Raw genomic sequence first — 23951 nt, 5'->3', positions numbered from 1 at the left:
GGCGAGAGCCTGCGCGTGAAGATCCTGAAGCCTCTCCGGCTCTCCTTCGTGCACCGCACCTTCGAGCACAAGCGGCGTTGCCTCTTCGTGCCCACGGTGATGGCGCTCTTTCCGTTCGACTCGCCGAAATCGATCGGGACCGAGGTCGACCTCTGGAAGATGGCGGGCAAGGAGCTCGGCCGGTTCGGCGTGCTCGACCATTGCATGTGGAAGCCCCGGGGCGAGCTGCTCGTCACGGGGCATTGCTACCCGCCGGGCCAAAAAGAAGCCCCCTACGCGCACGTAAAGGTGTCGCTCGGGACGATCGACAAGACGCTCTATGTGATCGGCGATCGCACCTGGGGCCTCATGGGTCCGAGTGATCCCGTCCCGTTCGCGCGGATGCCCATCGACTGGCACCACGCGTTCGGCGGCGAGAAGTACCCGCAGAACCCCGTGGGCAAGGGCCTTGCGCCGATCAAGACCGAATCGGGACAAACCATTCATCCGCTGCCGAACGTCGAGGATCCGCGGCACGTCGTGAAATCGAAGGGCGACCGGCCGGAGCCCGCGGGCCTCGGGCCCATCGATCTCACCTGGCCGCACCAGTTCGCGAAGATGGGGACGTACGACAAGAAATGGCAGGAGGAGCAGTTCCCCGGCTTCGCGCTCGACATCGATTTCAGCGTCTTCAACGTCGCGCCGCCGGATCAGCGCGTCGAAGGGTATTTCCGCGGCGACGAGACGTTCCGGATCGAGAACATGCATCCGGACGAGAGCGTGATCGAGTCGCACCTGCCCTCGGTCGTCGCCCGCTGCTTCTTGCAGTTCAAGCCCGATCGAGGCGACGATCTCGTCGAGGTCCCCTTGCACCTCGAGACGGTGCAGCTCTTCCCGCACCTCGGGCGGGGAATCGTGTTCTTCCGCGGCCTCCACGAGATCGAGGAGCCCGACGCCTCCGACATTCGCGTGGCCATGGCGGCGCTCGAAGACCTCGGCGACGAGCCGAAGCCGCGCGCCCATTACGAGGAGGTCTTCGCGCAGCGGATGGACCGCAAGAAGTCGTACCTCTACATGCTGCGCGACTTCGACCTCATGCCGCGAAGCCTCGCCACGGCCCCGAAGGCCGCGCCGGTCCTCGCGGACGAGTACGACCAGGCCATCGAGCAGGAGCAGCTCGCCCTGAAGAACGCGCGTCGAAAGGCCCAGGCCGAGCTCGACCGCGCGCGTGATCGTGCAATCGAGATGGGCGCGCAGCCGGACACGTTGCCGAAGCAAACCCTCCCGCCCGAGGAGAAGGTGCCGGACCTCGACGACCTGCCGGCCTACGTCGATCGGATGAACACCGAGGCGGAGAAGCAAAAGGCCGAGGCCGAGAAGCAGCAGCAGGAGGCCGAGCAGAAGGTGCGCGCCATGTGCGCGGCCAATGGCCTCGATTACGACGAGATCATCACGAAAGCGCGGCGCGAGAAGACGGGCCCGCCCAAGTTCAGCGCCGAGAAGGAAATCGAAAAGCTGCGCGACATGGCGGAGCTTTCGAAGAACGCCGGCGTCCCGCTGCCGGGCGTGACCGAGAAGCTCGCGGATCCCGAGCTTCTGGACAAACTGCGCAAGGCCGAGGAGCAGGTCCACACGGCCTATCGAATCGCGGCGCACCAGGCCGAGGCGCCGGCGCCGATGGAGCCGGAGGAGAGCGAGCGGGCGCGGGCCGACATCCGGCGCGCGTACGCGACGGGCGAGAAACTCGCGCGGCGTGATTTCTCGGGCGCGGATCTTTCGGGGATCGATCTCTCGGGCGCGGATCTCGAAGAGGCCTATCTCGAAGGCGCGAACCTGACGGGCGCGAACCTGACGGGCGCGAAGCTCGATCGCGCGGTGCTCGCGCGGGCGAACCTGACGAATGCGCGCCTCGCGCTCTCCTCGTTGCGGGAGGCGAACCTCGGGCGCGCGCGGCTCGAAGGCGCGGATTTCGAGGGCGCGGACCTCTCCGGCGCGACGCTCCACGAGACCGACGCGGCGGGCGCGAAGCTCCTCGGTGTCTTGCTCGACGGCGCGCTCCTGATCGAGCTGCGGCTCGAAAACGCGGATCTCTCGGGCGCGCGCGGCGAAAAACTGTTTTTCGTCAAGTGCAATCTCCACGGCGTCCGCTGGGCGGGCACGAAGCTCTCGAAATCGAGCTTCATCGAGTCGAATCTGGTCGACGCCGATTTCACGGGCGCCGATCTCAAGTCGTGTACGTTCGTCGGCGTCACGGCCGATGGCGCGCGGTTCGACGGCGCCGACCTCGAGAACATCCGCGTCGTGCACGACTCGACGATGGAGCGGACGAGCTTCAAGGGGGCCAAGCTCCTCGGCTCGAACCTGCGTGGGACGAGGCTGCAATCGTCCGATTTCACGGAGGCCACGATCTCGAAGAGCGACCTCTCCGAGGCGGATCTGCGCGGCGCGAGCCTCGCGCGTGTGATCGCGGTGGACGCGCGGTTCGTCGGGACGGACCTCCGCAATGCGCAGTGCGTTTCGGCGAACCTCATGCTCGGCATCATGCACAAGGCGCGCCTCGCGGGCGCCGATTTCACGGGCGCGAACCTCTTCGCGGCGGATCTGCTCCGCGCCGTCGGCGACGACGAGACGCGCTTCGATCACGCGAACCTGAAGCGCGTCGTGCACCAGAGGTCGGCCCGATGAACCGCGAAGAGCTCGTCGCGCTCGTGAAGAACGGGGAGATCATCACCGAGATCGATCTCTCGGGACTCGATCTCTCTGGCGCGGACCTCTCGGGCGGCATCTTCGAGAAGGTCGTGCTCAAGGGCGCGAACCTTTCGGGGGCGCGGCTCAAGGAGAGCGTGCTTTGCGGCTGTGATCTCTCCGAGGCGAACCTCGAAGGGGCGAACCTGCATCACGCTTCCGTGCTCGAAACGAAGCTCCCCGGCGCGAATTTGAAGAAGCTCTACGCGCCCATCGCCAGGTTTGTCGAGTCGAACCTCGCGGGCGCGGACCTCTCGGGCTCGAACCTGCTCACGGTCTTCTTCGTCGAGTGTGATCTCTCGGGCGCCTCGCTCGCCGAGGTCACGTTCGATCGCGGCGCGCTCGTCGAGGCGAAGGTCGACGGGCTCGATCTGCGGGGGAGCCTGATCAAGCAATCGGTCATCGCGAAGACCGACCTGCGAAAGACCCTGATCACGAAGACCCGCTTCGAGATCGCGGTGCTGCACGAATCGGTGCTCGCGGGGATGGATCTCGCGGGGATGGATCTCGGCTGCTCGCAGTTCGTGGACGCGGACCTCTCCGGCGCGGATCTCTCGGAGGCGAACCTCGAGCAATGCAATTTCAAGGGCGCGGACCTCCGCGGCGCGAAGCTCGAAAAGGCGCGGGCGCCGAAGGCGATGTTCGCCGCGGCGAAGCTCGAAGGGGCGATCCTCTCGGGCGCGGTGCTGCGCGAGACGCTCTTCGTGGAGGCGCTGGCCACGGGCGCGAATTTCGAGAAGGCCGACCTCGAGCTCTCGGTGTTCGCCCGCGCCTCGTGCGTGGGCGCGCGATTCGGCGGGGCGACGCTCTCGTATGCGGATTTCTCGAATGCGGACATCTCGCGCGCCGATTTCGCGGGCGCGAACATGCTGCGGACGCGGCTCCACCGCGTGAAGGACGAGGACGCGACGTTCGGGCTCGCCCGGAAGATCGCGCTCGGCGACGACGCGGAGCTCGCCGAGGCGGAAGGGTTTGTACCAGCCTCCTGAGGGGGCGGGTTTTTCGAGGCGCGGAGCTTTACTGAGAGGGCACGGAGAACGACATGAACGGCAATCTCGCGAGGAAGCTCGATGAGCTCGAGGCATACCAGGTCATGGGCACGGTCGTGCACGCCGAGCCCGGGCTCTTCATCGTCCGCACGGGCCGCGGCGACATGCGGGCGCGGCGCGCGACGAGCTGCCTCGTCGAGCCGCGCCTCGACGATTTCGTCCTCGTCGCGGGCGCCCCGAGCGGCGCGGCGTGGGTCCTCGCCGTGCTCGAGCGCGAAGAGGGCGCGGGCGCGTCGCTCGCTTGCGACGGCGACCTCGAAATCAAGGTGCCCGAGGGCCGCGTGCGCGTGGCCTCGAAGGAGGGCATCGATCTCGTCTCGCAGAAGGACGTCTCGGTCCTCGCCGACGGCGTGCGCGTGCACGCGGCGACGGGCAGCGTGGTGATGGACAGCCTCTCGTACCTCGGCGGGCTCGTGCGGAGCGAGATCGGCAAACTGCGTCACGAGGGCGGCATCGTCGAGCGCGTGGTCGAGCGCGTGAGCGAGCGCGTGAAGCGCTCGTTCCGCAAAGTGGAAGAGGTCGATCAGGTCAAGGCCGAGCGGATCGATTATTCTGCGAAGCAGGTCATGAGCCTTCGCGCGGAGAACGCCATCGTCACGGCGGAGGAGCTCGTGAAGATGGACGGCGAGCAGATTCATCTCGGCTGAGCGAAAACCGGGGCAGGGAGGAGGCGCGTCATGTTCGGGAATTCGCAATTGGGCGGTGTGAACCTCGGGTTTCCGGACGTGTGCCTCACGCCGACGCCCGTTCCGGTGCCGATTCCGTATCCGAACGTCTCCTTCGGTCCGGTCGGCTTCCCGCCCTCGTTCAATGTCCTCTGGATGTGCACGCCGGCGCATCACCTCCTGACGACGCCGCTCATTTCGATCGGAGATACGCCGGGCATCGCGATGGGCGTGGCCTCGGGCATGATCATGGCGCCGACGCGGCCCGTCACCGGGGCGTTCACCGTGCTCGTCAATGGGATCCCCGCGACCCGCATGACGAGCTTCAACATCCAGAACAACACGAACTGTCCGGGCCTCGCGATCGTGCCCGCGCAGGTCAAGGTGCTCCTGCTCGCTCCCTGAGGCCGCGAGCCTCTCATCACCTGGTTCGTCTTGGAGATCCGGTCGTTTTGTCCATTCCCCGCGGCGGCCTTCGTCTGGGAGGCCGCAAAGGGAGTGCATTCGCTCACGATCCTCGTCAAAGCCACGTTCCTGCTCGTGCACGGGGCCGAGGCGACGGTCGCGCCGGCGCAGGACGAGCCCTCGGGCGACGTTCCGTGGGACAACGAGCCGGGCGCGTCGCTCCGCTTTGCCACCGATTTCGCGCCGCTCAAGCCGCGCACGGACGTGCTCGTCGCCGGGCACGCATTCGCCCCGAAAGGCGCGCCGGTCACGGAGCTCTCGTGCCGCATCGAAATGGGCGATTTCGCGAAGGAGCTCCGCCTCGTCGGGGATCGGCGGTACACGCCCGGACCCGACGGGCTTTCGGCGGGACCGCCGGCTGCATTCACGCGGATGCCGCTGCGGTACGAGCGCGCGGCGCGCGGGGAGGGGAATCCGGTCGGAATCGATCTCGCGGCGGCGCCGGTGCGCGACGCGATGGCCGTGCCGAACATCGTGGTATCGACCGGACAAACCCCGGGGCTCGGCCCGCTCGCGCCGGGATGGCCGCAGCGTCGAAAGCTCGTGACCGAAGACGGGCACAGGTGGGCGACGGCCGCGCGTGGCGAGGAGCCGGGCCCGGCGCCCGAAGGGTTCGATTTCGGGTTTTTTCAGGCCGCACCGTCGGATCAGCAGATTCCGCTCCTTCGCCCCGGCGCGACGCTCGTGCTCGAACATCTGCATCCGACGCTGGAGCGGCTCGAAACACGTTTGCCCGCGGCGCGGCCGCAGGCGTTCCGGATCGATCCGAAGACCGGCCGGGTCAGCGAGATCGCGCTGCGTTGTGATACCCTCACGATCGACACGGATCGGGGGCGTATGTCGCTCGTGTTCCGCGGCCTCACGGACGTGCCCGCGAAGGCGCCGATCGCGGTGGGGACGCTCGTCGTGGCGAGCCATCCGCAGGGAAAGCGGGTAAGGCCCGCCGATATCGAGAAGGTCGTGCGGCAAGGGGGCTCGCTGGAGGACGTCGCGGGCGCGCCGGAGCTACATCCCCTCGAAATGAGGCATGATACGCGGCCGATCGGGCAGGCGCGATCGGGCGGCACCACGAGCGGCTCCACGTCCGCGAAGGCCCCGGCCTTGCCATTTCGACCCGCGGCGCCCGGCGCGCCCGCGCCCGCCGCGCCTCCCGCGCCGCCACGCCCGAGCTCTGCGCTACCGTTCGGCAGCGGTACGGTGCACGTGGGCGCGCCCGCGGTGGTCATTCGTCCAGCCACACCCTTCGAACGGACGTCCGTGCCGCCCCCGCCGCCGGCGCCCGTCGCTGCAAAACCCGCGGAGGAGCTCGACATCGAGCCGGATCCGCCGACGCCGGCGCGTCCTTCCGCGCCGCCGCCGTCCGGGCGGGTCCTGCCGTTCGGCAGCATCACCCTCGGGCCTTCGGCCACGCCGCCGAAGGTTTCTCCGGCCACACCATTTCAACCACCGGCGGCGCCGCCGCGCCCGCAGGCCGAGGAGGCGCCGCGGGTCTTGCCGAGCGCGGGATTGCCCTTCGTGCCGGCGGAGGCCGCGCCGCCGTCCTCGCCTGCGCCTGCGTCCGTGCCCGCGCCTGCGTCCGTGCCTGCGCCTGCGTCCGTGCCTCTGCCTCCGCCTGCGCCAGTGCCCGCGGGCGCGGTGCCCATTCCTTTCTCGCCGAAGGATGCCGTCAAGCCCGCGCTCGTCACGCTGCCGACGATTCCGCTCGAACCGAAGCCGCCGGAGCCCGAGCAAGGCGAGCCCGCATTGCCTGGGGCCGCGCTGCTCTTGCCGCTTCCGCTCGAGAAGTACGCCTCGATTGCGGCGGAAATCGCGGGGCCCACGGTGGACGTGGGCATGACGCTCCGCCGGCACGGGCTCGACGAGGAGAAATGGGCGCCCATCGTGGCCGAGAGCACGGCCATCATCGCGGAAGATGCCGGGCGTGGCGAGGGGGCGTTGCTCGAAGCATTCGATAGGATTTACGTCGCGCGAATGGAAGCGCTCGGCCGGACGGTCGACGTGCGGGGGTATGCGCGGCTCTCGGTCGCGGCGGCGCACGGAAAGCTGTCGCGTTGCCTCGAAGAACTCGGCCTCGGGCGGGCGGATCTGCTGCCGCTGCGGCGCTCGCTCGGGCGCAAGGCGACGAAGGATCCGGCTTTCGCGGCGGAGCTACGCGCCGCGATGGAGGCCGAGCGCGCCGCCTCGCCGCCGCCCGAGGTGGGGCTCTTCAAGCCGCCGCGGCGGGCGCGGAATTCGTGAGCGACGACGGCCCGCGGACCTCCGCGCCGCTCTTCTGGTGCGAGGCCGGGCTCGTCGCGCGGATCGCGCCGGATCGCGTGCTCGTGCGCGAGCCCGGCGGGAGGCTCCACGAGCACGGCATTGCGTCGTCGTGGATCGCGGCCGCGCTGGATGCCGCGGGGGATCTCGTGCTCGCGGACGCGGAGCGCGTGCTCCACGGGGATGGGCGAATGGCCGTGCTCGACGAGCGCGCGCATCTCGGAGCGCCGGACGTGCTCGTCTTCGATCGCCGCGCGACGCGCCTCGCGGCCGCTTTCGACGACGTGATCGCCTTCGCGGCGTGGGAGACGCTCCGGGGCAAGCGGATCCGCGACGATCTGTGGTTGCCGGAGGAGCACCTCTACCATACCGCCGCGCTCGCCGACGCGGCGTACGCCGTCGCGTATCGTACGCGGCCTTATGCGTCGGAGTATGGCTCCGCCGGTTGGCATCAGCGCGGGTTCGAGATTCGACCGTTCGACGAGGCAAACAAAGAGCTGGCCCGAGGCGAGTGCTGGTCGACCGATTTCGACGATCGGGGGACCGTGTCGATTGCGATCGACGGCGCCGCGGCGTTTTACGTGGTCGTCCGGCCGGACGGCGAGGGGGATTGCCTCGCGACCGCCACGGACACGTATCGTGGCTTCAGCGGCGGGTGTTGCCTCGGGCCCGGGAGCGTGGACGTGGCGCGCGACGGGACGTTCGCCTGGCTCACGGACGAGGCCGTCGTGGTGCGGTGGGACGAGGAGGAGCGGGAAGAGTTCGACGCGACGAACCCGCAGGCCGTCGCGTTATCGCCCGACGGGGTGGAGGTCGCGTGGCTCGACGCGGCGGGAGAGCTTCAGGTGCGGCGGGTGCGGTAGGCGCGCATCACGGATTGAACACGTAATACGCACCCTCGTTGTCGTCCGTGAAGGAGCCGAGGCTCGATTCCACCACGAAATAGTAGCTGACCTTCGACGTGATATCCGGGAGCGAGAACGTGTGGACCGTCGTGCCGTCGATGGCAGGGTTCGTGCCGTAACGATAGCTTGGGCCGCCCACGAAGCCCGTGCCGCTCACGACGGCGGGATGCTCCGTCGCCGTGGTCCAATCGTCCTTCGAATACACGACGGTGACCGTTGCGTCCGGCGGGAGGCTCTCCAGCACGGCCGCGCCCTGCAGCGTGGTGCCAGAAACGCGGGGGACGCCGTGGTGGAACACCCCGCCCGCGGGCATCGTGGGGCCCGCGGCGTACGAAACGGCGTGGCCGAGCCCGCCGTTGTCGTCCCACAACGTCTGTCCCCAGTTGTCGTCGTGGCGAATCGACACCTTGGCGCTGTTCGGACCGGGATAACAGTACGCATTGTACAATGCGCGCCCGTCACCGCGGACGGTCGCGTATTTCGCAGCGCAACTGGAGATCCCGCTCGGGATCTGGATCTTCACGGCCACGGTTCCCGCGTAGACCGGGTTCGAGACGGCGATCTCGAAGTAATGTCTGTACATGGGGACCGAGATCCCGAGCGGCTCGCCCATGGCGTCGAACGTGAATGCGTCGAGGTCGAGCTCCGCGAGCATGGGAGCGGCGTCGAGCTCGACGGCGTCGGCGAACCCGAACGCGGATCCGAGTGCGGCGATCGGGGTCGTCGGCGGCGGCCTCCAGGTGGTGACCTCCGCATACACGAGCTCCACCTCGCTGACGGCGAGCGCGGGCTCCGCGCCGAGGACGATCATCGAAGCGGCCGCGAGAACGAGGAACGATTTGTTTTTCGACATGAGGACCCCTCCGGCCGGGACGCGGGCGAATGACGCACGAGACCCCGGGGGCAGGAACGAATCTCCGGCGCGCGCGATTCGAACCAGCTCGAAACGCGAAGTGCCCCATCAGGGAATCTCGCCGGAGGACGAAACGGGCCTGAGCAACATGCGGACCAGCGATCGACGCCGGACCGACGGGGCGCAAAATGGGGCTACGGCGGTCGGCGCGAGCCTGCACCTGCAGGCCCGAGCCTGCAGGTCCGAGCCTGCACTGCAGGCCCGAGCCTGCAGTCGGGAGCCAGCGCTGCAGGCCCGAGCCTGCAGCAGGCGTCAGGGTTTTGTCGGCGTGGTCTTCGTGTCGACCCGGCTCCGCACGATGCGCGGGGGCGTGCTGTCGATGTCGAGCCGCGAGACGACGAGGTTCCGCAACGACGGGCGTCCGACGCGCGCGAGGAGGAGTTTTCCGAGGAAGTCACGCAGGGCGGGCTTGCCGCCGAGATCCGCAGTCTCGACGGTCTTCCACGCCGTGGTCGCGCCCTTCACGCACGACTCCTTCGCGCCCGCGGCGTCCGGCTCGCAGACGAGCAGGATGCAGTTCATCGCGAGCCCGAGGCACGTCCGGTGGATCGTGGCGTCGTCGGTCGTGGCGCCGCTCGGCGAGACGAGCGAAATCGTGGTCTTCGTGTCGACCTTTTCGCGTGACGCGTAAAGCAGCCCGACGGGGTTGTGCGCGTCCTGGGTCTCCAGCCAGGCGTATGGATCCGTCTCGGTCGCGGCCGTCTTCGTCGCCCCGGAGGCGAGGGGGAGCAGCGTCGGGCTCGATACGATGTTACGCGCTCGTAGCAAATCGGCCGGGTTGCCCTTTTTGCTGGTCGCGCTCGGCGGAGGCGGAATGTGCACGCCGCCCGTGACGGGCGTTTCGCCTTCGTGGTCGTCGTCTCCGTCGCTCGGGCCCACGTTCGACAGGATTTCCAGGGAGACGTCGACGCCGAGCTCCGCGACGTCGCCCGCGTGGCCTTCGGCCTTGGCACCGGCGTTCATCGCCTCTTCGACGAGGACGCCGCCGCCCTCGGGCTTCGGTCCGTGGAGCCCGGGCAGCGGGCTCTTCGCGCCGGCCCGCATGCCGTCGTCGGCGAGCGAGCCGATCTTTCCGCCGCCGCGCATGCCGTCGTCGGCGAGGGATCCCGCGCGTCCGAGGCCTCGCGCGGCGTCGTCGCCGAGCATCGCGCCTTTCGCGCCGACCCTCGCGCAATCGTCGCCGGCCCGGGCCATGAACATCCCGATCGCCGCGATCACCGCTGCGATGGGCCCCAACTTCTTGCCGTTGCCCTCGTCTTCTCCGCTCACGAAGACCTCCGGGCCGCGATGATACCGAGGGGTCCGCCGCAGACAATCCCCTCGGGCAACTCCTTGCAAATGCGACGGTTCTGGCTACCCTCCGCCGCCACCATGGCCGTCATCACCGTCCTCGGCGCCGGCATGATGGGCAGCGCGTTTTGCGTGCCGCTCGTCGATCGCGGGCACGACGTGCGCCTCGTCGGCACGCACCTCGACGTCGCGATCATCGAGAGCCTGAAAGCACGCGGGTTTCACCCGACGCTCAAGCTCGATTTGCCCCCTTCCATCCGGCCGTTTTTCGTGTCCGAGCTCGAAGAGGCCGCCCGAGGCGCGGACATCCTCGCGTTCGGCGTGAGCTCGGCGGGCATTCGCTGGGCCACGGAGACGATCGCGAAATACGCGCGGCCCGGCGTGCCGCTCGTGATGATCACGAAGGGGCTCGAGCTCGACGGCGAGGCCGGTCGGCTCCTCGTGCTGCCGGACGTCGTGCGGCGAGGTTTGCCCGAGGAGGTGCGCGCGAGCGTATCGCCGGCGGCCGTCGCGGGGCCGTGCATCGCGGGGGAGCTCGCGCGGCGTGTGCCGACGTCGGTCGTGGTGACGGGCAGGGACGGCGAGGCGCTCGACAAACTCGCGTATGCGCTCCGCGGTCCGTATTATCACGTTTTCCGGTGCGCCGACGTCATCGGCGCCGAGGTGTGCGCGGCGCTCAAGAATGCGTACGCGATGGGTGTCGCGCTCGGCGCAGGCCTGCACGAGAAGAATGGCGGCGCGCCCGGGAGCGTGGCGATGCACAACTGGGAAAGCGCCGTGTTCGCGCAGGCCATTCGCGAGATGATGCGGGTCATCGGGATGCTGGGTGGGGATCCGATGACGGCGACGGGTTTGCCCGGCGTGGGGGATCTCGACGTCACCATGAACGGCGGCCGCACGGGGCGCTTCGGGCGGCTGCTCGGGCTCGGAATCGGCGCGCGCGAGGCCGTGGCCCGGATGGAAGGCGCGACGCTCGAATGCCTGGAGATCCTCGACGTGATGCGTCGGGCCCTCCCTGCGTACGAGGCCCGGGGCGAGCTCGGTCCCGGGGAGTTGCCGCTCCTGCGGAAGCTGATTGCCGTCGCGCTCGAGGACGCGCCGGTCGAGATGCCGTTCGATTCGTTTTTCGGGGGCTGACGATGCAAGCGGGGGACGACGCGCTTTTCCTGGGGATCGATTGCAGCACGACGGCGTGCAAGGCCATCGCGTGGGACCGGGAGGGGCGCGCCGTCGCGGAGGGGCGCGCGCCGATCCCGCTCTCGAACCCGGCGCCGGACGCGTGGGAGCAGGACGCGCGGACGTGGTGGGAGGCCCTCGGCACGGCGACACGCGAGGCGGCCCGCGCGCTCGGAGACGTGGGCGCGCGGCGCATCCGGGCGATCACGATCACGCACCAGCGGGAGACGTTCGTCCTGACAGACGAGCAAGGGGAGCCATTGCATCCGGCGCTCGTGTGGATGGACGCGCGCTGCCGGGCGGAGGTCGCGGCGCTCGCGGCGAGGGTGGGGGAGGCGCGCTTGCACGAGATCTCGGGCAAGTTCCCCTGCACCACACCCTCGCTCTACAAGCTGCTCCACCTGCGCAATCGGATCGCGCCGCACCTCGCCGCGCGTCCGGTGCGGATGCTCGATGTGCACGCCTTTCTCGCCCACAGGCTCACGGGCCGCCTCGTCACGTCCGTGGCGAGCGCGGATCCGACGGGCCTCGTCGACATGGCGGCGCGGGGTTTTTCCGCGGAAATCCTCGAATGGGCAGGTTTGTCCGCGTCGGAGGTGCCCGCGCTGGCCGAGCCAGGCGAGCGGATCGGCGAGGTGGGGCGCGAGGCCGCCGCGGCGCTGGGGATCGAGGCGGGGATCCCGGTGTTCGCGGGGGCCGGCGATGGGCAGGCCGCCGCGCTCGGGGCGGGCGTCGTGGGGCCGGGCGTGATGTATCTGAACCTCGGCACGGCCATCGTGTCGGGGGTCATTTCGCGGGAGTACCGCACGGATCGCGCTTTTCGCACGATGATGGCGGCGACCCCGGGCGCGTTTTTGTACGAGACCGATCTGAAAGGCGGGACGTTCACGCTCACGTGGCTCGCGCGCTTGCTCGGCGCGGAGACCGAGGCGTCGTCGGCGACGCTGGCCGCGCTCGAACGGGAAGCGGAGGGCATCACGCCGGGCGCGGACGGGCTCGTGCTCGTGCCGTATTTCCACGGGGTGATGAATCCGTACTGGGACGACGCGGCCACGGGGATCCTGCTCGGGCTGTCCGGTGGGCAGGGGCCGGCGCACGTGTACCGAGCCATCCTCGAAGGAATCGCGCTCGAACAGCGGCTCCACACGGACGGCGTGGAGCGGGCGTCGGGGCCGATCGCGGAGCTGCGGGTGATGGGAGGCGGCTCGCGGAGCGCGCTGTGGTGCCAGATCCTGGCGGATGTCCTCGACAAACCCATCGTGCGGGCGGGGACGAGCGAGGCGACGTCGCTCGGCGCGGGGATCCTGGCGGCGGCCGGGGTGGGGGCGTTTTCGGGGATCGAGGAGGCGGCCGCGGCAATGACCTCGCGGGGCGAGGTGTTCGTCCCGGGGGAGCGGCGTGGGTTTTACGAGCGGCTTTACCGCGAGGTGTACGTGGGGCTGTATCCGGCGCTGGCGGGGGCGATGGGGCAGCTCGCGCGGCTGCGGGAGAGCGCGCGGTAGGTCAATCGTCCCACGCCACGCGGAAGCTCGTGAACGCGTACGGATACGTGCGCCGGTACCAGTTGCGGAAGCTCGGGCGGAGGAGCTTCCGGTCGGTGGCCCACGAGGCGCCGAAGACGACGTCGTGCTCGCCGTCGAAAAAATCCGCCGAATAGCCCGGGTAGGTCCGGGCGTACGGGACGAACCCGGGGAGGGGTGAGAACGGCGTGCTCGTCCATTCCCACCCATTGCCGACGAGCTCTTCCACGCCCCACGCGTTCGCCCCGGCCGGATGCGCGCCCGTGGGGGAGGGGAAAAACCGGGCGAAATCGAAATTGCCGTGGGACGGCGCGGGTTCGGCGTCGCCCCAGGGATAGGGCCGACATGCGCTGCCGTCCGGCGTCCCGTAGGCGGCGCGGCTGAGCTCGGCCTCCGTCGGCAATCGCCCGCCGCGATGAGCGCAATAGGCCCGCGCCTGCTCGCCCGAGACCTGCACGGGCCAGCCCTCCGCGACCTCGAAGGGCACGGGGCCGAACACCGTCTTGACGAACAGGCGAGCGCCTCTATGAATCCAGGAGCGGGGCAGGAGCGACGGGGGATCGCCGTTCGCTCGGAGGAACGTGCGCCAATCGAGGTTTCGGACAGGGAGCGAATCCAGGGAGAAGGCCCCGACGGAGACGGTGGCCCGGCCAAACTCGTTGTCCCAGCCGAACGGGATCTCGTCCCAGGCGGCGCCGATGACGGCGTCGCCCGCGGAAATGCGGATGCGCTCGGCAGCGCGGCCCTGGCCGGAGCCGGGCGGGGCGATGCGCGCGGGGCGCTGGATCAAGCCCGGGCGGCACTCCGCGAACATGTAGAGCAGCGTCTCCTGGTGCATGAGCTCGTGTTCGAGCACGAGGTGCAGGATGCGCGCGTTCTCGCAGAGCGGGTCGTCCGCGCGGCCGAGGACCTCGCCGAGCCGCGCGCAGACGGCGCGGCGCGCCTCGTCGCGATAGGCGCGCACGGCGGAGACGGAGGGCCAGCTCGCAAGGGTCGACCGGCGCGCGCTCTGCTCGTCCTTCGGATCGATGCCCCGTTCGAAGAGGACGTCGTACGCCTCGTCGAGGTGCCCCGCCCCGAGCACGCCCCGGCCTATCTGGTTCCAGGCGAACGCGGGGAGGTGGCCGAGGTAAAACAGGAACGGGTGGCGCAGGCCGATCGGCCGTTCGAGCATGGCATCCCGAGGGAGCAGGCTGAACAGGAGGTCCGTGCGCTGGTAGGCTGTGTCGAGTTTTTCTTTCCAGAACGATTCGAGGGGCCGGGTCACGAACGACGCCTCCGGAGCAGGGCGAGGGCAAAGAGGTCGGCCGGGTCGGTGTACCAGCGGTCGATCGTGAGGCCGGCTTCGGCCGCAGACGCCTCGAGCGAGGCGCGCGTGAATTTGCAGGAGAGCTCGGTGCGGATCTCGGCGCCCGCGTCGAGGTCGAGCCGGAGGTCGAGCGCGCCGAGGCGGACCGTGTTCTTGCGCTTCGCGACGAGGCGCATCTCGATCCAGGCGTTTTCCCGGTCGTAAAAAGCGCGGTGCCGGAAGGCCGTCGGATCGAAATTGCCGGCGAACTTCCGGTTGAGGACGGAGAGGATGTTCAGGTTGAAGGCCGCCGTGACGCCCTCGGGATCGTCGTACGCGGCTTCGAGCCGGGCCGGATCCTTGACGAGATCGACGCCGAGGAGCAGCGCGTCCGAGTCATCCATGCGCTGCGCGAGCTCGCCGAGGAACGAGCGGCGTTCGTCCGGATGGAGGTTGCCCACGGTGCCCGCGAAAAACACGATGAGGCGCCCGCCCGCGGGGCCGAGGCGACCGAGGTCGGTCATGAAATTGCCGACGACGCCGCGGAACACGAATTCCGGATAATCGGCGGAGAGGCGGTCGATCGACTGGAGCAAGAAGAGCTCGTTGATGTCGAGCATGGTGCAGGTGATGTCCTGCCCCTCCGCCCGCAGGGCATCGAGGAGGAGCCGGATTTTCCGGCCCGCGCCGCTGCCGAGCTCGACCAGGTGGTGAGGACGGGCGTGCGCGACGATATCGCTCGCCGCGCGCTCCAGGATCGTGATCTCCGTGCGGGTCTGGTAATAGACGGAGAGCTGGGTGATGCGCTCGAAGAGCTCGCTTCCGGTGTCGTCGTAGAGGTAACGAGCCGGGATCTCCGGGAGCTCCTGGAGGAGGCTCGCGCGGAGCGCCGCGCCCTCGTCGATCGGGCGCGTGGAGGAGCGGGGCGCGAGGTCCTGGGGCGCGTCCTTCCTGAGAGGCGATCCGTCCATTCGCGAAACCCTCCGGCGCCCGCGGGCTCGGAGCCCGAGCGTGGGGCGCGATGCGCCGTTTGCTCAGGACACCAGCGTCGAAGCGGGCGCAGCGGGGGGATGCGAAAGCCATTCCTCGGCCCGCGCGAGGAGGGCCGCGTGGGTCGGGATTCGTTCGAGGAAGGTTTGGCGAAGGAGCGAATCCGGGATTCGAGACGCCCGCAGGAAAAGATCGGAGCGCGCCGAAAGGACGGCCGCGCGCGCCTCCTCGGCCCGGCCGAGGGCGCGGAGGGCATCGACGCGCGAGAGGACGAGGTGCTCGTGGCCAAAATGGTACATGCCACGCCGCGCGCTCTCGGCGAGCGCAGGCTCGGCGAGCGCGAGGGCCTCGGCGGGGCGGCCCTCGGCGAGCGCGATTCCAGCGCGGATGCCCGCGAGGGCCACGCGCGCGAAGGGTAAACTTTGCACGAGCGGCTCGAGGGCGGCGGCGCGTGTCCGGGCCGCTTCGAGGAAGCCCGCGGCGAGCGCCGCCTCGGCGAGCAGGAGCGCGGTGTTGACGGCGACCGTGCGTTCGCCGCGCGCCTCGGCCTCCCGGTAGACGGCCGTGCAGGCCTCGATGGCGTCGGTCGGGCGGCCCCGGAGCACGAGGACGCGGCCGAGGTAGGTGCGCGACGTGAGCGCCATCATGCTGCCCGGCTCGGCGCTTTGCATGGCGCGCGCGAGGGCGGCCTCGGCCTGCTCGAAGGCGCCGAGGTGGGACCAGTCGAGGCCGACGTGCATCTGCACGTACGGGCCATAGCGACGATCGCCCGCGGCCTCGAAATGGGCGAGGGCCTCGCGGTCGAGGGCGAGCGCGGCCGCGAAATCGCGGGGGACGTAGCGCTGCCAGAAGGCGCGGGTCATTTTCACCCAGCCGGCGGCGGAGGGCTCGCGGTCGAGGAAGGGGGCCGTGACCTCTTCGAGGCGCGCGAGGTGCGCCTCGGCGAGCTCGCGCTGGGCGCCGAGGAGGTACGGCATGATCGCCACGCTGTAGGCCCAGGCGAACGCGGGGATCGCAAAAGGCTCGGGGTGCACGCGGGCGAGGTCGCGCACGAAGGCGGCGCGGACGTCGGGTTTGTCCGCAATGACGGGGCTCGTGATGGCGCTGCCGAGCGCGCGGCAATGGCTCGTCGTGCCCGGCGTCGCGAGGGACAACGTGGCCTCGGCCGAGGCGAAGGCGCGGGCCCAGTCGCCATTCCAGGCCCAGGCGTCGGTCTGGATGGCCCGCAATGCGGCTGCCCGATCGCCCGTGGCGCCGAGGGCGAGGCCACGCTCGGCGAGGGCGAGCGCGGCCTCGTCGTCGCCCGCGCCGAGCGCATGCTGCGCGGCGCGCTCGTAATGGCGGATCGCCCGCGCCGCGTCGCTGCCGCGATCGAAATGCGCGGCGAGGATCCTGGGATCCCATTCGCCGTGCGCTTCGAGCCATTCGCCGGCGAGCCGGTGGCCGAGGGCGCGATCCCGATCGGTGAGCATCGCATAGGCGCCCTCGCGGAGGAGCATGTGCCGGAACGCGAGCTGCTCCTCGCCGGCAAGCCGGCTTTCCCGCCGAGCCACGAGGATCTCGCGCTCGACGAGCGAGGCGAGCACGGCCGAGAGCTCCTCCTCGTCCGGCGCGTCGTCGCCGAGCAAGGCCGGGATGCCGCCGCGGAAGAAGGACTCGCCGAAGACGCTCGCCGCGCGGAGGACACGGCGCGCCGGCGGATCGAGGGCGGCGAGGCGAGCCTCGATCATGCCGAGCACGGTCTCGGGCAGCGCGCCGCCGCGGCCCTCGGCGACGGCGCGCACGAGCTCTTCGAGATAAAATGGATTGCCCGCGGCGCGCTCGACGAGGGCGTCGACGAGCTCGGCAGGCGCGGCGTCGCCGAGGGCGTAGCGGGTGAGGCGCGCGCTCGCCTTGCGCGGAAGCTCGGCGAGACGCACCTCGTTCGAGCGGTCCCCGAAGAGGCGCGGGAACAGGGTGAGTGCCTCGGGGCGCGCGGCGGCGAGGACGATGAAGCGGCGATCGCCGAGCTCCCGCATGGCCGCGTCGAGGAGGCGCAAGGAGACGGCGTCCCCCCATTGCACGTCCTCGAGCGCGAGGAGGACGGGGTGGCGACGGGTCATCGCGGCGAGGAGATCCACGACGGCTCCGCGTACGTGGTCCTTCATGAGCGCGGGGCTCTGACGCGCGGCGCGCAGGCGCGGGCTTGCCTCATCGGAGAAGGGCAGGCCGATGAGCTCGGCGACGAGCTCGGAGACGCGCTCGGCCTCCGACGCGGGGAGGTATTCGCGGACGAACGCGGCGAGACGCGCGCGGCCCTCGAAGGGCGCGTCCACGAGCGCGCCGAGGAGCGTGGAGCCGAGGAGCGAGAAGGGTGAGCCCTGGCCGAGCAGATCGCCGTGCCCGCGGGCCACGAGGACGTCGGGGCGATCCTGTCGGATGCGCGTGACGAGCTCGGAGAGGAGGCGCGATTTGCCTGCGCCCGCCGCGCCGATGAGCAGCACGGCGGAGGGGCGCTCTTCCTCGATCGAGGCGTCGACGAGGTCGCGCACCACGCGGAGCTCGCGGTCGCGGCCGACGAAGGGGCTCGGCCTTCCGAGGAGCGTGCGCGCGGCTTCGCCGGAGGCGCGCTCCGCGACGAGGCGGTGGTCGGAAGGCGTGCTCGTGACATCGAAGCGCGCGTCGAGCAGGGCGCGGGTGACCTCGTCGATGCGGATGCCGACGGGAGGTCTGGGGGGTGAGACGTCCTCCCGTTCGAGCAGGGCCGCGACGCGATCGACGACCTCGCCGACGGGCAGGCGCGCGGAGGCCTCGGCGCGGCCCGTGGCGAGCGCGATCGCGGCGTCGGGGAGGATCGCGCGGAGCCGCAAGGCCGCGCGGGCCGCGCGTGCGGCGCGATCCGTGGGCTCGCCCGCGCCGAGGAGCGTGACCACGAGCGCGCCGTTGCGGAGCTCGTCGACACGCGCGCCGAGCGGCGCGACTTCGTGCCGGACGGCCGCGACGACGTCGGCCTGCGAGCGCTCCGTGGAGCCCTTCGGGTCGAGCATGTTGCTCACGGGCTCGCGGTGGAGGGCCAGGATCGAGACGAACCGCGCCTCGACGTCGGTCAGGCCCATCGCCGCGGGTTCGTCCGCGAGCGTCGGGACCTCGTCCGTCTCCTCGATGCCGAGCGCGTCGAGCGCGGCGAGCTCCGCCTCGAGCGCGGGTCCGTTCGCTGGGCGCGACGCGGGGTCCTTCGCGAGCAGGCGCGCCATGAGCACGTCGAGCCGCGGGGGAAGGTCGGGCCGCGCTTCGGCGAGGCGCGGGGCCTCTTCGAGCAGGAGCTTGGCGAAGAGGGCCATGAGGTTGTCGGCCTGGAACGGCGGGCGGCCCGTGAGGCACTCGTAGAGCACGGCGCCGAGCGAGAAGACGTCCGCGCGCGCGTCGAGCGGCGCGCCGTCGCCGCTCGCCTGCTCGGGGGCCATGTACCCCGGCGTGCCGAGGATCACGCCCGACCGCGTGAGCTTGCGCGACGTGACCCCGAGCTGCGCGAGGCCGAAATCCACGAGCTTGACGCCCTCGATCGCGCGGCCCACGAGCACGAGGTTCGTGGGCTTGACGTCCCGGTGCACGATGCCCCGCGCGTGCGCCGCGCCGAGGCCCGCGGCCACGCGGCGCGCGAGGAGCAGGCACTCCTCGAGCGTGAGCGGCCCGCGCGTGAGCCGCGCGGCGAGGTCTTCGCCTTCGAGCCACTCCATCACGAGGTAGGGAAAACCCGCCTCGGAGAGGCCGTGCGTCACGTAGCGGACGACGTGCGGATGCGAGAGCTCGGCGAGCGCGCGGGCCTCGACGTCGAAGCGGCGCGTCGCGTCCGAGGCAGGCTGGTGGATGACCTTGAGTGCGACGGGCGAGCCGGTCGCGCGGTCGTGCGCGCGGTAGACGGCGCCCATGCCGCCGGCGCCCGCGCGAAGCTCGATCTCGAAGCGGCCGGCGATGACGTCGCCGCGCTTCATGTCCTCGTGCCGCCTTGCTTCAGCGCGAGGGCCAGGGCGGCGTCGGCCTCGCCCGCGAGCGCCGTGGCGCGCACGCCCGAGCCCGCGAGCCAACGCTCGGCGAGCGCTTGACCTCGACGGATGTCCGCCTCCGTCGACGTCGCCAGGAACGCCTCGCGCAGCATGGGCTGGCTGAACGCGTACTCGGTGTCGTTCGGGGCGCTGCTCGCGCGCCGCTTCGTGATGATCTCGCGCTTCGCGAGCTCCCCGAGCTGCGTCCGCACCTGCGTGATGTCCGCTTCGCCGCCGAGCAGCGTGACGACCGCGCCCTCCCAGAACGTGACGCCGACGAGGGCCGCCGCGCGGAGGAGCCTGCGCGCGGCGGGCGCGAGCTCGGCGATCGCGGGGCCGTGCACGGCGAGCAGCGCCTCCGGCGTCACGGCCGTCGCGCCACGCGCGAGCTCCTGCAGGAAGAGCGGATGCCCGTCGGCCCGCTGCGCGAGCGCCGCGAGATCCTCGTCCGACATCTCGGGCCCGAGCGCGCGTCGCAAGAGCTCGCGCGAGGCCCGCTGCGAGAGCGTCCCCAGGCGGATCTCCTGCACGCTCCGGCGCGCGAAGAGCCCCGGCGCGCGATCACGCACCTCGGGTCGGGCGAGCGCGAGCACGCCGATCGGGCGATCCGCGAGCTCCCCGAGCGCCTGATCCACGAGCGCGAGCGAAGCCGCGTCCGCCCACTGCACGTCGTCGAGCACGAGCAAGAGCGGCCCCGCCTCCGCGCGCGCGCGGAGGACGCCCTGCGCGCGCTCCTCGAAGGGAGCCGTGTCGTTCGCGGAAGGCGAGGGCGAGAGGGCGCGGATCACGGGCTCGATCACCCCGAAATCGGCGGCGCCGATGCCGGGTCGTCCGTAGCCGACGACGAGATCCGGGCGGCTCGACCGGAGCGCGCGGACCACCTCCTGCGCGAGGCGCGTCTTTCCGAGCCCGGCCGGCGCGACCACGAGCGCGGCCGCCGCGCGCGGCTCGTCGAGGCCTTCTTCGAGCAGATCGAGGATCACCGCGAGCTCGCCCTTGCGGCCCATGAGCGTGCACGGCCGCCCGAGCAGGGGACACGGCTCGCCGAGATCGCTTCGTTCGCTGCGGAGACGCGCGTCGTCGGGCGAGCCTTCGATCTCGAACCGCGCGGGCAGGAGCGCTTGCGTTCGATCGTCGATCCGAACCCCGAAGGCCGGCGTGCGGCACCCGCGCTTGAGCAGGCCGAGCGCGCGCTCGACGACGTCGGGGGCCGGCAGATCACGCCTCGCGTCGGACCGACCCGTGACGAGCGCGACCCGGAAGCCGAGGAGGAGCTCGGCCATCTCCAGGGCGCAACGCGCGGCGCGCACCGGGCCGTCCGCGGCGCCGTCGAGCGAGAGCAAGAGCGTGCCCGAAGCGAGCTCCGTGGGCGAGGCGCCGTGCCGCCGCGCGATGACCCGCACGTCGTCCCAGGACGAACGGGGGAGCTGCGTGCGGAGCGTGGGGCTCGAAGGCCGCACGGCCGCCTCCACGGCGGGCGCGGCGACGACCGCGAAGACGAGGCGATGCTCGCGATCGCTGATCCCCTCGGGCAAGGCCGGGACGACGGAGATCCTTTCACCTCCAACGGTGTCGATGCCCTCGAGGGCGCGCAGCACCTCGGCGCCGTCCGCAGGTCGAGCCTCGGCGACGCGCGAGAGCATGCGCGCGACGAGCGTGTCGAGCGCGCGGGGGACGTCGGGGCGGATCGAACGCACGCGCGGGGCATCTTCGAGGAGGAGGCGCGCGAGGATGGCCATGACGCCTTCGCCCTCGAACGCGGGTTTGCCCGTCAAGCACTCGAAGAGGAGCGCGCCGAGGGAAAACACGTCCGCCCGCGGATTGACGCGAACACGCGAGCCTTGGGCCTGTTCGGGGGCCATGTACCCGGGCGTGCCGAGGACGCTTCCGGTGCGCGTGAGGCGCGCGCCGCCCGCGGCGGCCTGCGCGAGGCCGAAATCCAGGACTTTTGCCGCCTCCGGTGAGCCGCCGACGAGGAAGACGTTGCTCGGCTTGACGTCGCGGTGGACGATGCCGCGCGCGTGCGCCGCCGCGAGGGCGGAGGCGATGCGGATGGCGAGGAGGACGGCCTCGGCCTGCGTGAGGTGGCCTTCGACGAGGCGCGACGCGAGGCTCCTGCCTTCCAGCCATTCCATGACGAGCCACGGCGCGCCGGAGGGCGCGGTGCCGTGCGCGACGTAACGGACGATATGGGGATGGCCGAGCTCGGCGAGGATCTTGGCCTCGTGATCGAAGCGGCGGATGGCCTCGGGGTCGTGCTGCCCGAGGACCTTGATGGCCACGGGCTGCTGCGTGACGTGGTCGAGCCCGCGGAAGACCGAGCCCATGCCCCCCGTGCCGGCGATACGCTCGAGGACGAACCGACCGCCGACGACGTCTCCAGGCTGCACGGCGAGAGGATGCCGATACAGCGCAGGATAGGCAAGCGGGACGGAGAGGGGGCGGGCCGAGGCGGGAAAAGATGCGGAAGCGGTAGCGGAAGCGGAGGCGGAAGCGGGAACGGGAGCGATTCGAGACGCCCAGGAGGCGCTGGCGCGATACGGTCGGCTGCCGGGCGCCTCGTCCAGCTTCTTCCAGCGTGGTCCGCTGGGTAGGACATGGAGTTCTTCCTCGTCTACCCCGAACAGCAGCATCTCGCGGGCCGGCTGCGTGCCCTGCTCCGCGCGAGCCACGTGGGCGCAAGGCGACTTGGCGCAGCCGGTCGATCTCCGCAGGTTTGACCCAAACCATGTCGCCATCCTGGCTGCGTGCAATCGTCGTCTTTGCCACGGTCCTCTCGCTCGGCATGGGGGCCGGCGCTGCACAGGCCGACACGTCCTTGCGCGGCGTCAATATCAGCGCGCGCGACGGAGCGGCCCTCGTTGCAAGCGTCTTCGTGCCGGATACACCGGGACCACGGCCGGGGGTCATTTTCATCACGAGCTGGGCATTTCCAAACATCGAGTATCTGCTGCAAGCCCAAGAGTTCGCCGAAGCCGGGTACGTGGTGCTCCTGTATACCCCGCGCGGTTTTTACGGCTCGGGGGGCACGATCGACATGGGCGGGCCCAAGGACATCAGCGACGTGAGCGTCGTCATCGACTGGCTGCTCACGAACACCCCCACCGACCCGGCGCGTATTGGCGTGGGGGGAATCTCGTACGGCGCGGGCCTCAGCCTGCTCGGCGCGGCGTTCGATGCGCGGATCCGCGCGGTCGCCAGCATGAGCGGCTGGACCGACCTCCCCTCCTCGATGCTCGGGAACCAGACCCGCCACGTACGTGGGGGGGTGCTTGCGTTCACGGCCGCCCTCACAGGGCGGCCGTCGCCGGAGATGCAGGAAATGCTCCGTCATTTCTTCAACAACGAAGACATCCCTGCGGTCGTCTCCTTCATGGAGGCGCGCAGCCCCGCAAGGTATCTCGACCGCATCAACACGAACCGCCCCGCGATCTTCATGGCGAATGCATACAACGATCGCGTGTTCGCGCCGAACCCGATCGCCGACTTCTTCACGCAATTGCGGGGGCCCAAGCGGCTCGAGCTCCGCCCGGGCGGGCACGGCACGGCGGAGACGCCCGGCTTGATCGGCCAGCCCGAGGACCTCTGGCGCAACGTGCACCGCTGGTTCGACCATTTCTTGCAGGGCATGAACACCAGCATCACCGCGGAGGATCCGGTCCAGATCCAGCCCCGGAACCAGGGCGGTTACGAGACGTATCCCACGTGGAGCGCGATTGCGACGGGCTCCACACATTACTTCCTGGGCCAGGTAGAGCGGCCGAGCGGCGAGGGCGCTCTGGTCTCGAGCGCGTGGACAGGCTGGCGCTGGCCGATCGTCACGGGCGTGGACACGGTCGCGAGCGAGGTGTTCATGGGCGAGGCGCAGCCGGTGTCGATCGCCGCCGTGAACCGCAGGAACGCGGGCGTCTGGCAGTCGGATGTGCTGGAGAGCGCGCTGCGCCTGCGCGGGGCCGCGCATCTGCACGTGACGATCGCGCCGGGGAGCTCCGGGCCGACGACGGTGATCGCATACCTCTACGATACGGACACGCTGGGGATGGGGCACCTCGTGACGCACGTGCCCTTCACGATTCCCGAGGCGGTGGCCGGCTGGATTTATCCCGTGGACACGGACTTCTTCGTCACGGCCTACGACGTGCCGAAAGGCAATCGCCTCACGCTCGTCCTCGACACCGTCGACCCGCTCTACGTCGATATGGAGGACCGATCCACCGAGCTGACGTTCGTCTCGCCGCCGGGCGACCCGTCCTATGTGTCGTTGCCGCGGAGGTGATGCGCCGATGTTCCAACCATGGAGAAATCGGCGCGCGTGCCGGCAGCGCCGTGGAGATCATCGTCGACGACCGCCACGCCAAGAACAGCCGACTGGCGGCTGAGCGGGTGGTGCCCCGCACAGGCGGGGCCTCTGACACCTTGGCGCGCCCGTAAGGCTTGCCGCCTTCGCGTGCGTGTGACGTAACCGCTCGTAACCGGCGGCGCTCCTCTCCTCGACGCATACTGCCTCCGCCAGCTCGATGCGCTCGTGGGACAGCGCTCGAGACCCGGCCCAGTGCATGACTGCGCGGAGGCCACGGCAATCATGTGTCAATCGAGCGCGGCTCGACGGATACAAAGGAGACGGCATTGCTTCGCAATAAACTCATTCGGGGTCTTGGTGTGGCTACGGTGATCCTTGCCGCGGCGGC

15 protein-coding genes are annotated in these 23951 nt (G+C 70.4%); 9 read left to right on the top strand and 6 right to left on the bottom strand.

Features of this window, described 5'->3' with window-relative positions; translation table 11 throughout:
• The first annotated feature begins 15 nt into the window (after positions 1–15).
• Genes QHF83_RS26465 through QHF83_RS26440 form a run of 6 tightly spaced genes read left to right on the top strand, consistent with a single transcriptional unit; the run spans position 16 to position 8022 of the window.
• Positions 16–2664 (top strand): DUF2169 domain-containing protein, encoded by a 2649-nt coding sequence (locus QHF83_RS26465; protein ID WP_282420724.1) that lies wholly within the window; start codon positions 16–18, stop codon positions 2662–2664.
• Complete coding sequence (locus QHF83_RS26460) at positions 2661–3713, top strand: pentapeptide repeat-containing protein (protein ID WP_282420723.1); 1053 nt, start codon at positions 2661–2663, stop codon at positions 3711–3713. Before QHF83_RS26465 ends, QHF83_RS26460 begins: the two co-directional genes overlap by 4 nt.
• 53 nt (positions 3714–3766) lie before the next feature.
• Complete coding sequence (locus QHF83_RS26455) at positions 3767–4420, top strand: DUF3540 domain-containing protein (RefSeq protein WP_272428129.1); 654 nt, start codon at positions 3767–3769, stop codon at positions 4418–4420.
• Between the two features lie 30 nt (positions 4421–4450).
• The gene (locus QHF83_RS26450; protein ID WP_282420722.1) at positions 4451–4843 is read left to right on the top strand and encodes a DUF4150 domain-containing protein; all 393 of its coding nucleotides are present in this window, start codon (positions 4451–4453) and stop codon (positions 4841–4843) included.
• A 30-nt stretch (positions 4844–4873) separates the two neighbouring features.
• Complete coding sequence (locus QHF83_RS26445) at positions 4874–7141, top strand: DUF2169 domain-containing protein (RefSeq protein ID WP_282420721.1); 2268 nt, start codon at positions 4874–4876, stop codon at positions 7139–7141.
• Positions 7138–8022 carry a hypothetical protein gene (locus tag QHF83_RS26440; protein ID WP_282420720.1) on the top strand — a complete coding sequence of 295 codons (885 nt, stop codon included), beginning with the start codon at positions 7138–7140 and terminating at the stop codon, positions 8020–8022. Before QHF83_RS26445 ends, QHF83_RS26440 begins: the two co-directional genes overlap by 4 nt.
• Before the next feature lie 7 nt (positions 8023–8029).
• On the opposite strand, the gene QHF83_RS26435 is transcribed toward QHF83_RS26440, so the two are convergent.
• Both QHF83_RS26435 and QHF83_RS26430 read right to left on the bottom strand, forming a co-directional pair.
• Complete coding sequence (locus QHF83_RS26435) at positions 8030–8917, bottom strand: hypothetical protein (RefSeq protein WP_282420719.1); 888 nt, start codon at positions 8915–8917, stop codon at positions 8030–8032.
• A gap of 312 nt (positions 8918–9229) precedes the next feature.
• On the bottom strand, positions 9230–10246 hold the full coding sequence (locus tag QHF83_RS26430; protein WP_282420718.1) for a hypothetical protein: 1017 nt from the start codon (positions 10244–10246) through the stop codon (positions 9230–9232).
• Positions 10247–10348: 102 nt separating this feature from the next.
• On the opposite strand from QHF83_RS26430, the gene QHF83_RS26425 reads away from it, so the two are divergent.
• Both QHF83_RS26425 and QHF83_RS26420 read left to right on the top strand, forming a co-directional pair.
• Complete coding sequence (locus QHF83_RS26425; protein WP_282420717.1) at positions 10349–11404, top strand: hypothetical protein; 1056 nt, start codon at positions 10349–10351, stop codon at positions 11402–11404.
• A gap of 2 nt (positions 11405–11406) precedes the next feature.
• Positions 11407–12945, top strand: a complete 1539-nt coding sequence (locus QHF83_RS26420; RefSeq protein WP_282420716.1) for an FGGY family carbohydrate kinase — start codon at positions 11407–11409, stop codon at positions 12943–12945.
• 1 nt (position 12946) lies between these two features.
• Here QHF83_RS26420 and QHF83_RS26415 read toward each other — a convergent pair whose 3' ends face one another.
• The 4 genes from QHF83_RS26415 to QHF83_RS26400 all read right to left on the bottom strand — a co-directional run bounded on the left by QHF83_RS26415 (position 12947) and on the right by QHF83_RS26400 (position 21653).
• Entirely contained in the window at positions 12947–14230 is a 1284-nt protein-coding gene (locus QHF83_RS26415; RefSeq protein WP_282420715.1) for an SUMF1/EgtB/PvdO family nonheme iron enzyme, read from the bottom strand.
• On the bottom strand, positions 14227–15222 hold the full coding sequence (gene egtD, locus QHF83_RS26410; protein ID WP_282420714.1) for an L-histidine N(alpha)-methyltransferase: 996 nt from the start codon (positions 15220–15222) through the stop codon (positions 14227–14229). The genes QHF83_RS26415 and egtD overlap by 4 nt, the downstream gene beginning before the upstream one ends.
• A 63-nt stretch (positions 15223–15285) precedes the next feature.
• Positions 15286–19212 carry a serine/threonine-protein kinase gene (locus QHF83_RS26405; protein WP_282420713.1) on the bottom strand — a complete coding sequence of 1309 codons (3927 nt, stop codon included), beginning with the start codon at positions 19210–19212 and terminating at the stop codon, positions 15286–15288.
• Positions 19209–21653, bottom strand: coding sequence for a serine/threonine-protein kinase (locus QHF83_RS26400; protein ID WP_282420712.1), 2445 nt, complete (start codon positions 21651–21653; stop codon positions 19209–19211). Before QHF83_RS26400 ends, QHF83_RS26405 begins: the two co-directional genes overlap by 4 nt.
• 338 nt (positions 21654–21991) lie before the next feature.
• Between QHF83_RS26400 and QHF83_RS26395 the strand changes: the two genes are divergently transcribed.
• Entirely contained in the window at positions 21992–23539 is a 1548-nt protein-coding gene (locus tag QHF83_RS26395) for a CocE/NonD family hydrolase (protein ID WP_282420711.1), read from the top strand.
• The last annotated feature ends 412 nt before the right edge of the window (positions 23540–23951 follow it).

It is taken from the genome of Polyangium sp. 15x6, from assembly GCF_029960785.1.
In the GTDB taxonomy this organism is placed as follows: Bacteria; Myxococcota_A; Polyangia; order Polyangiales; family Polyangiaceae; genus Polyangium.
Note: the sequence above shows the minus strand (reverse complement) of the source record. Positions and strands in the feature narration are given on the sequence as shown.

Coding starts and splice junctions, on each gene's coding strand:
- QHF83_RS26460 (WP_282420723.1), top strand. CDS start 2,661: ATGAACCGCGAAGAGCTCGTCGCGCTCGTGAAGAACGGGGAGATCATC.
- QHF83_RS26455 (WP_272428129.1), top strand. CDS start 3,767: ATGAACGGCAATCTCGCGAGGAAGCTCGATGAGCTCGAGGCATACCAG.
- QHF83_RS26450 (WP_282420722.1), top strand. CDS start 4,451: ATGTTCGGGAATTCGCAATTGGGCGGTGTGAACCTCGGGTTTCCGGAC.
- QHF83_RS26435 (WP_282420719.1), bottom strand. CDS start 8,917: ATGTCGAAAAACAAATCGTTCCTCGTTCTCGCGGCCGCTTCGATGATC.
- QHF83_RS26425 (WP_282420717.1), top strand. CDS start 10,349: ATGGCCGTCATCACCGTCCTCGGCGCCGGCATGATGGGCAGCGCGTTT.
- QHF83_RS26420 (WP_282420716.1), top strand. CDS start 11,407: ATGCAAGCGGGGGACGACGCGCTTTTCCTGGGGATCGATTGCAGCACG.
- egtD (WP_282420714.1), bottom strand. CDS start 15,222: ATGGACGGATCGCCTCTCAGGAAGGACGCGCCCCAGGACCTCGCGCCC.
- QHF83_RS26405 (WP_282420713.1), bottom strand. CDS start 19,212: ATGAAGCGCGGCGACGTCATCGCCGGCCGCTTCGAGATCGAGCTTCGC.
- QHF83_RS26395 (WP_282420711.1), top strand. CDS start 21,992: ATGTCGCCATCCTGGCTGCGTGCAATCGTCGTCTTTGCCACGGTCCTC.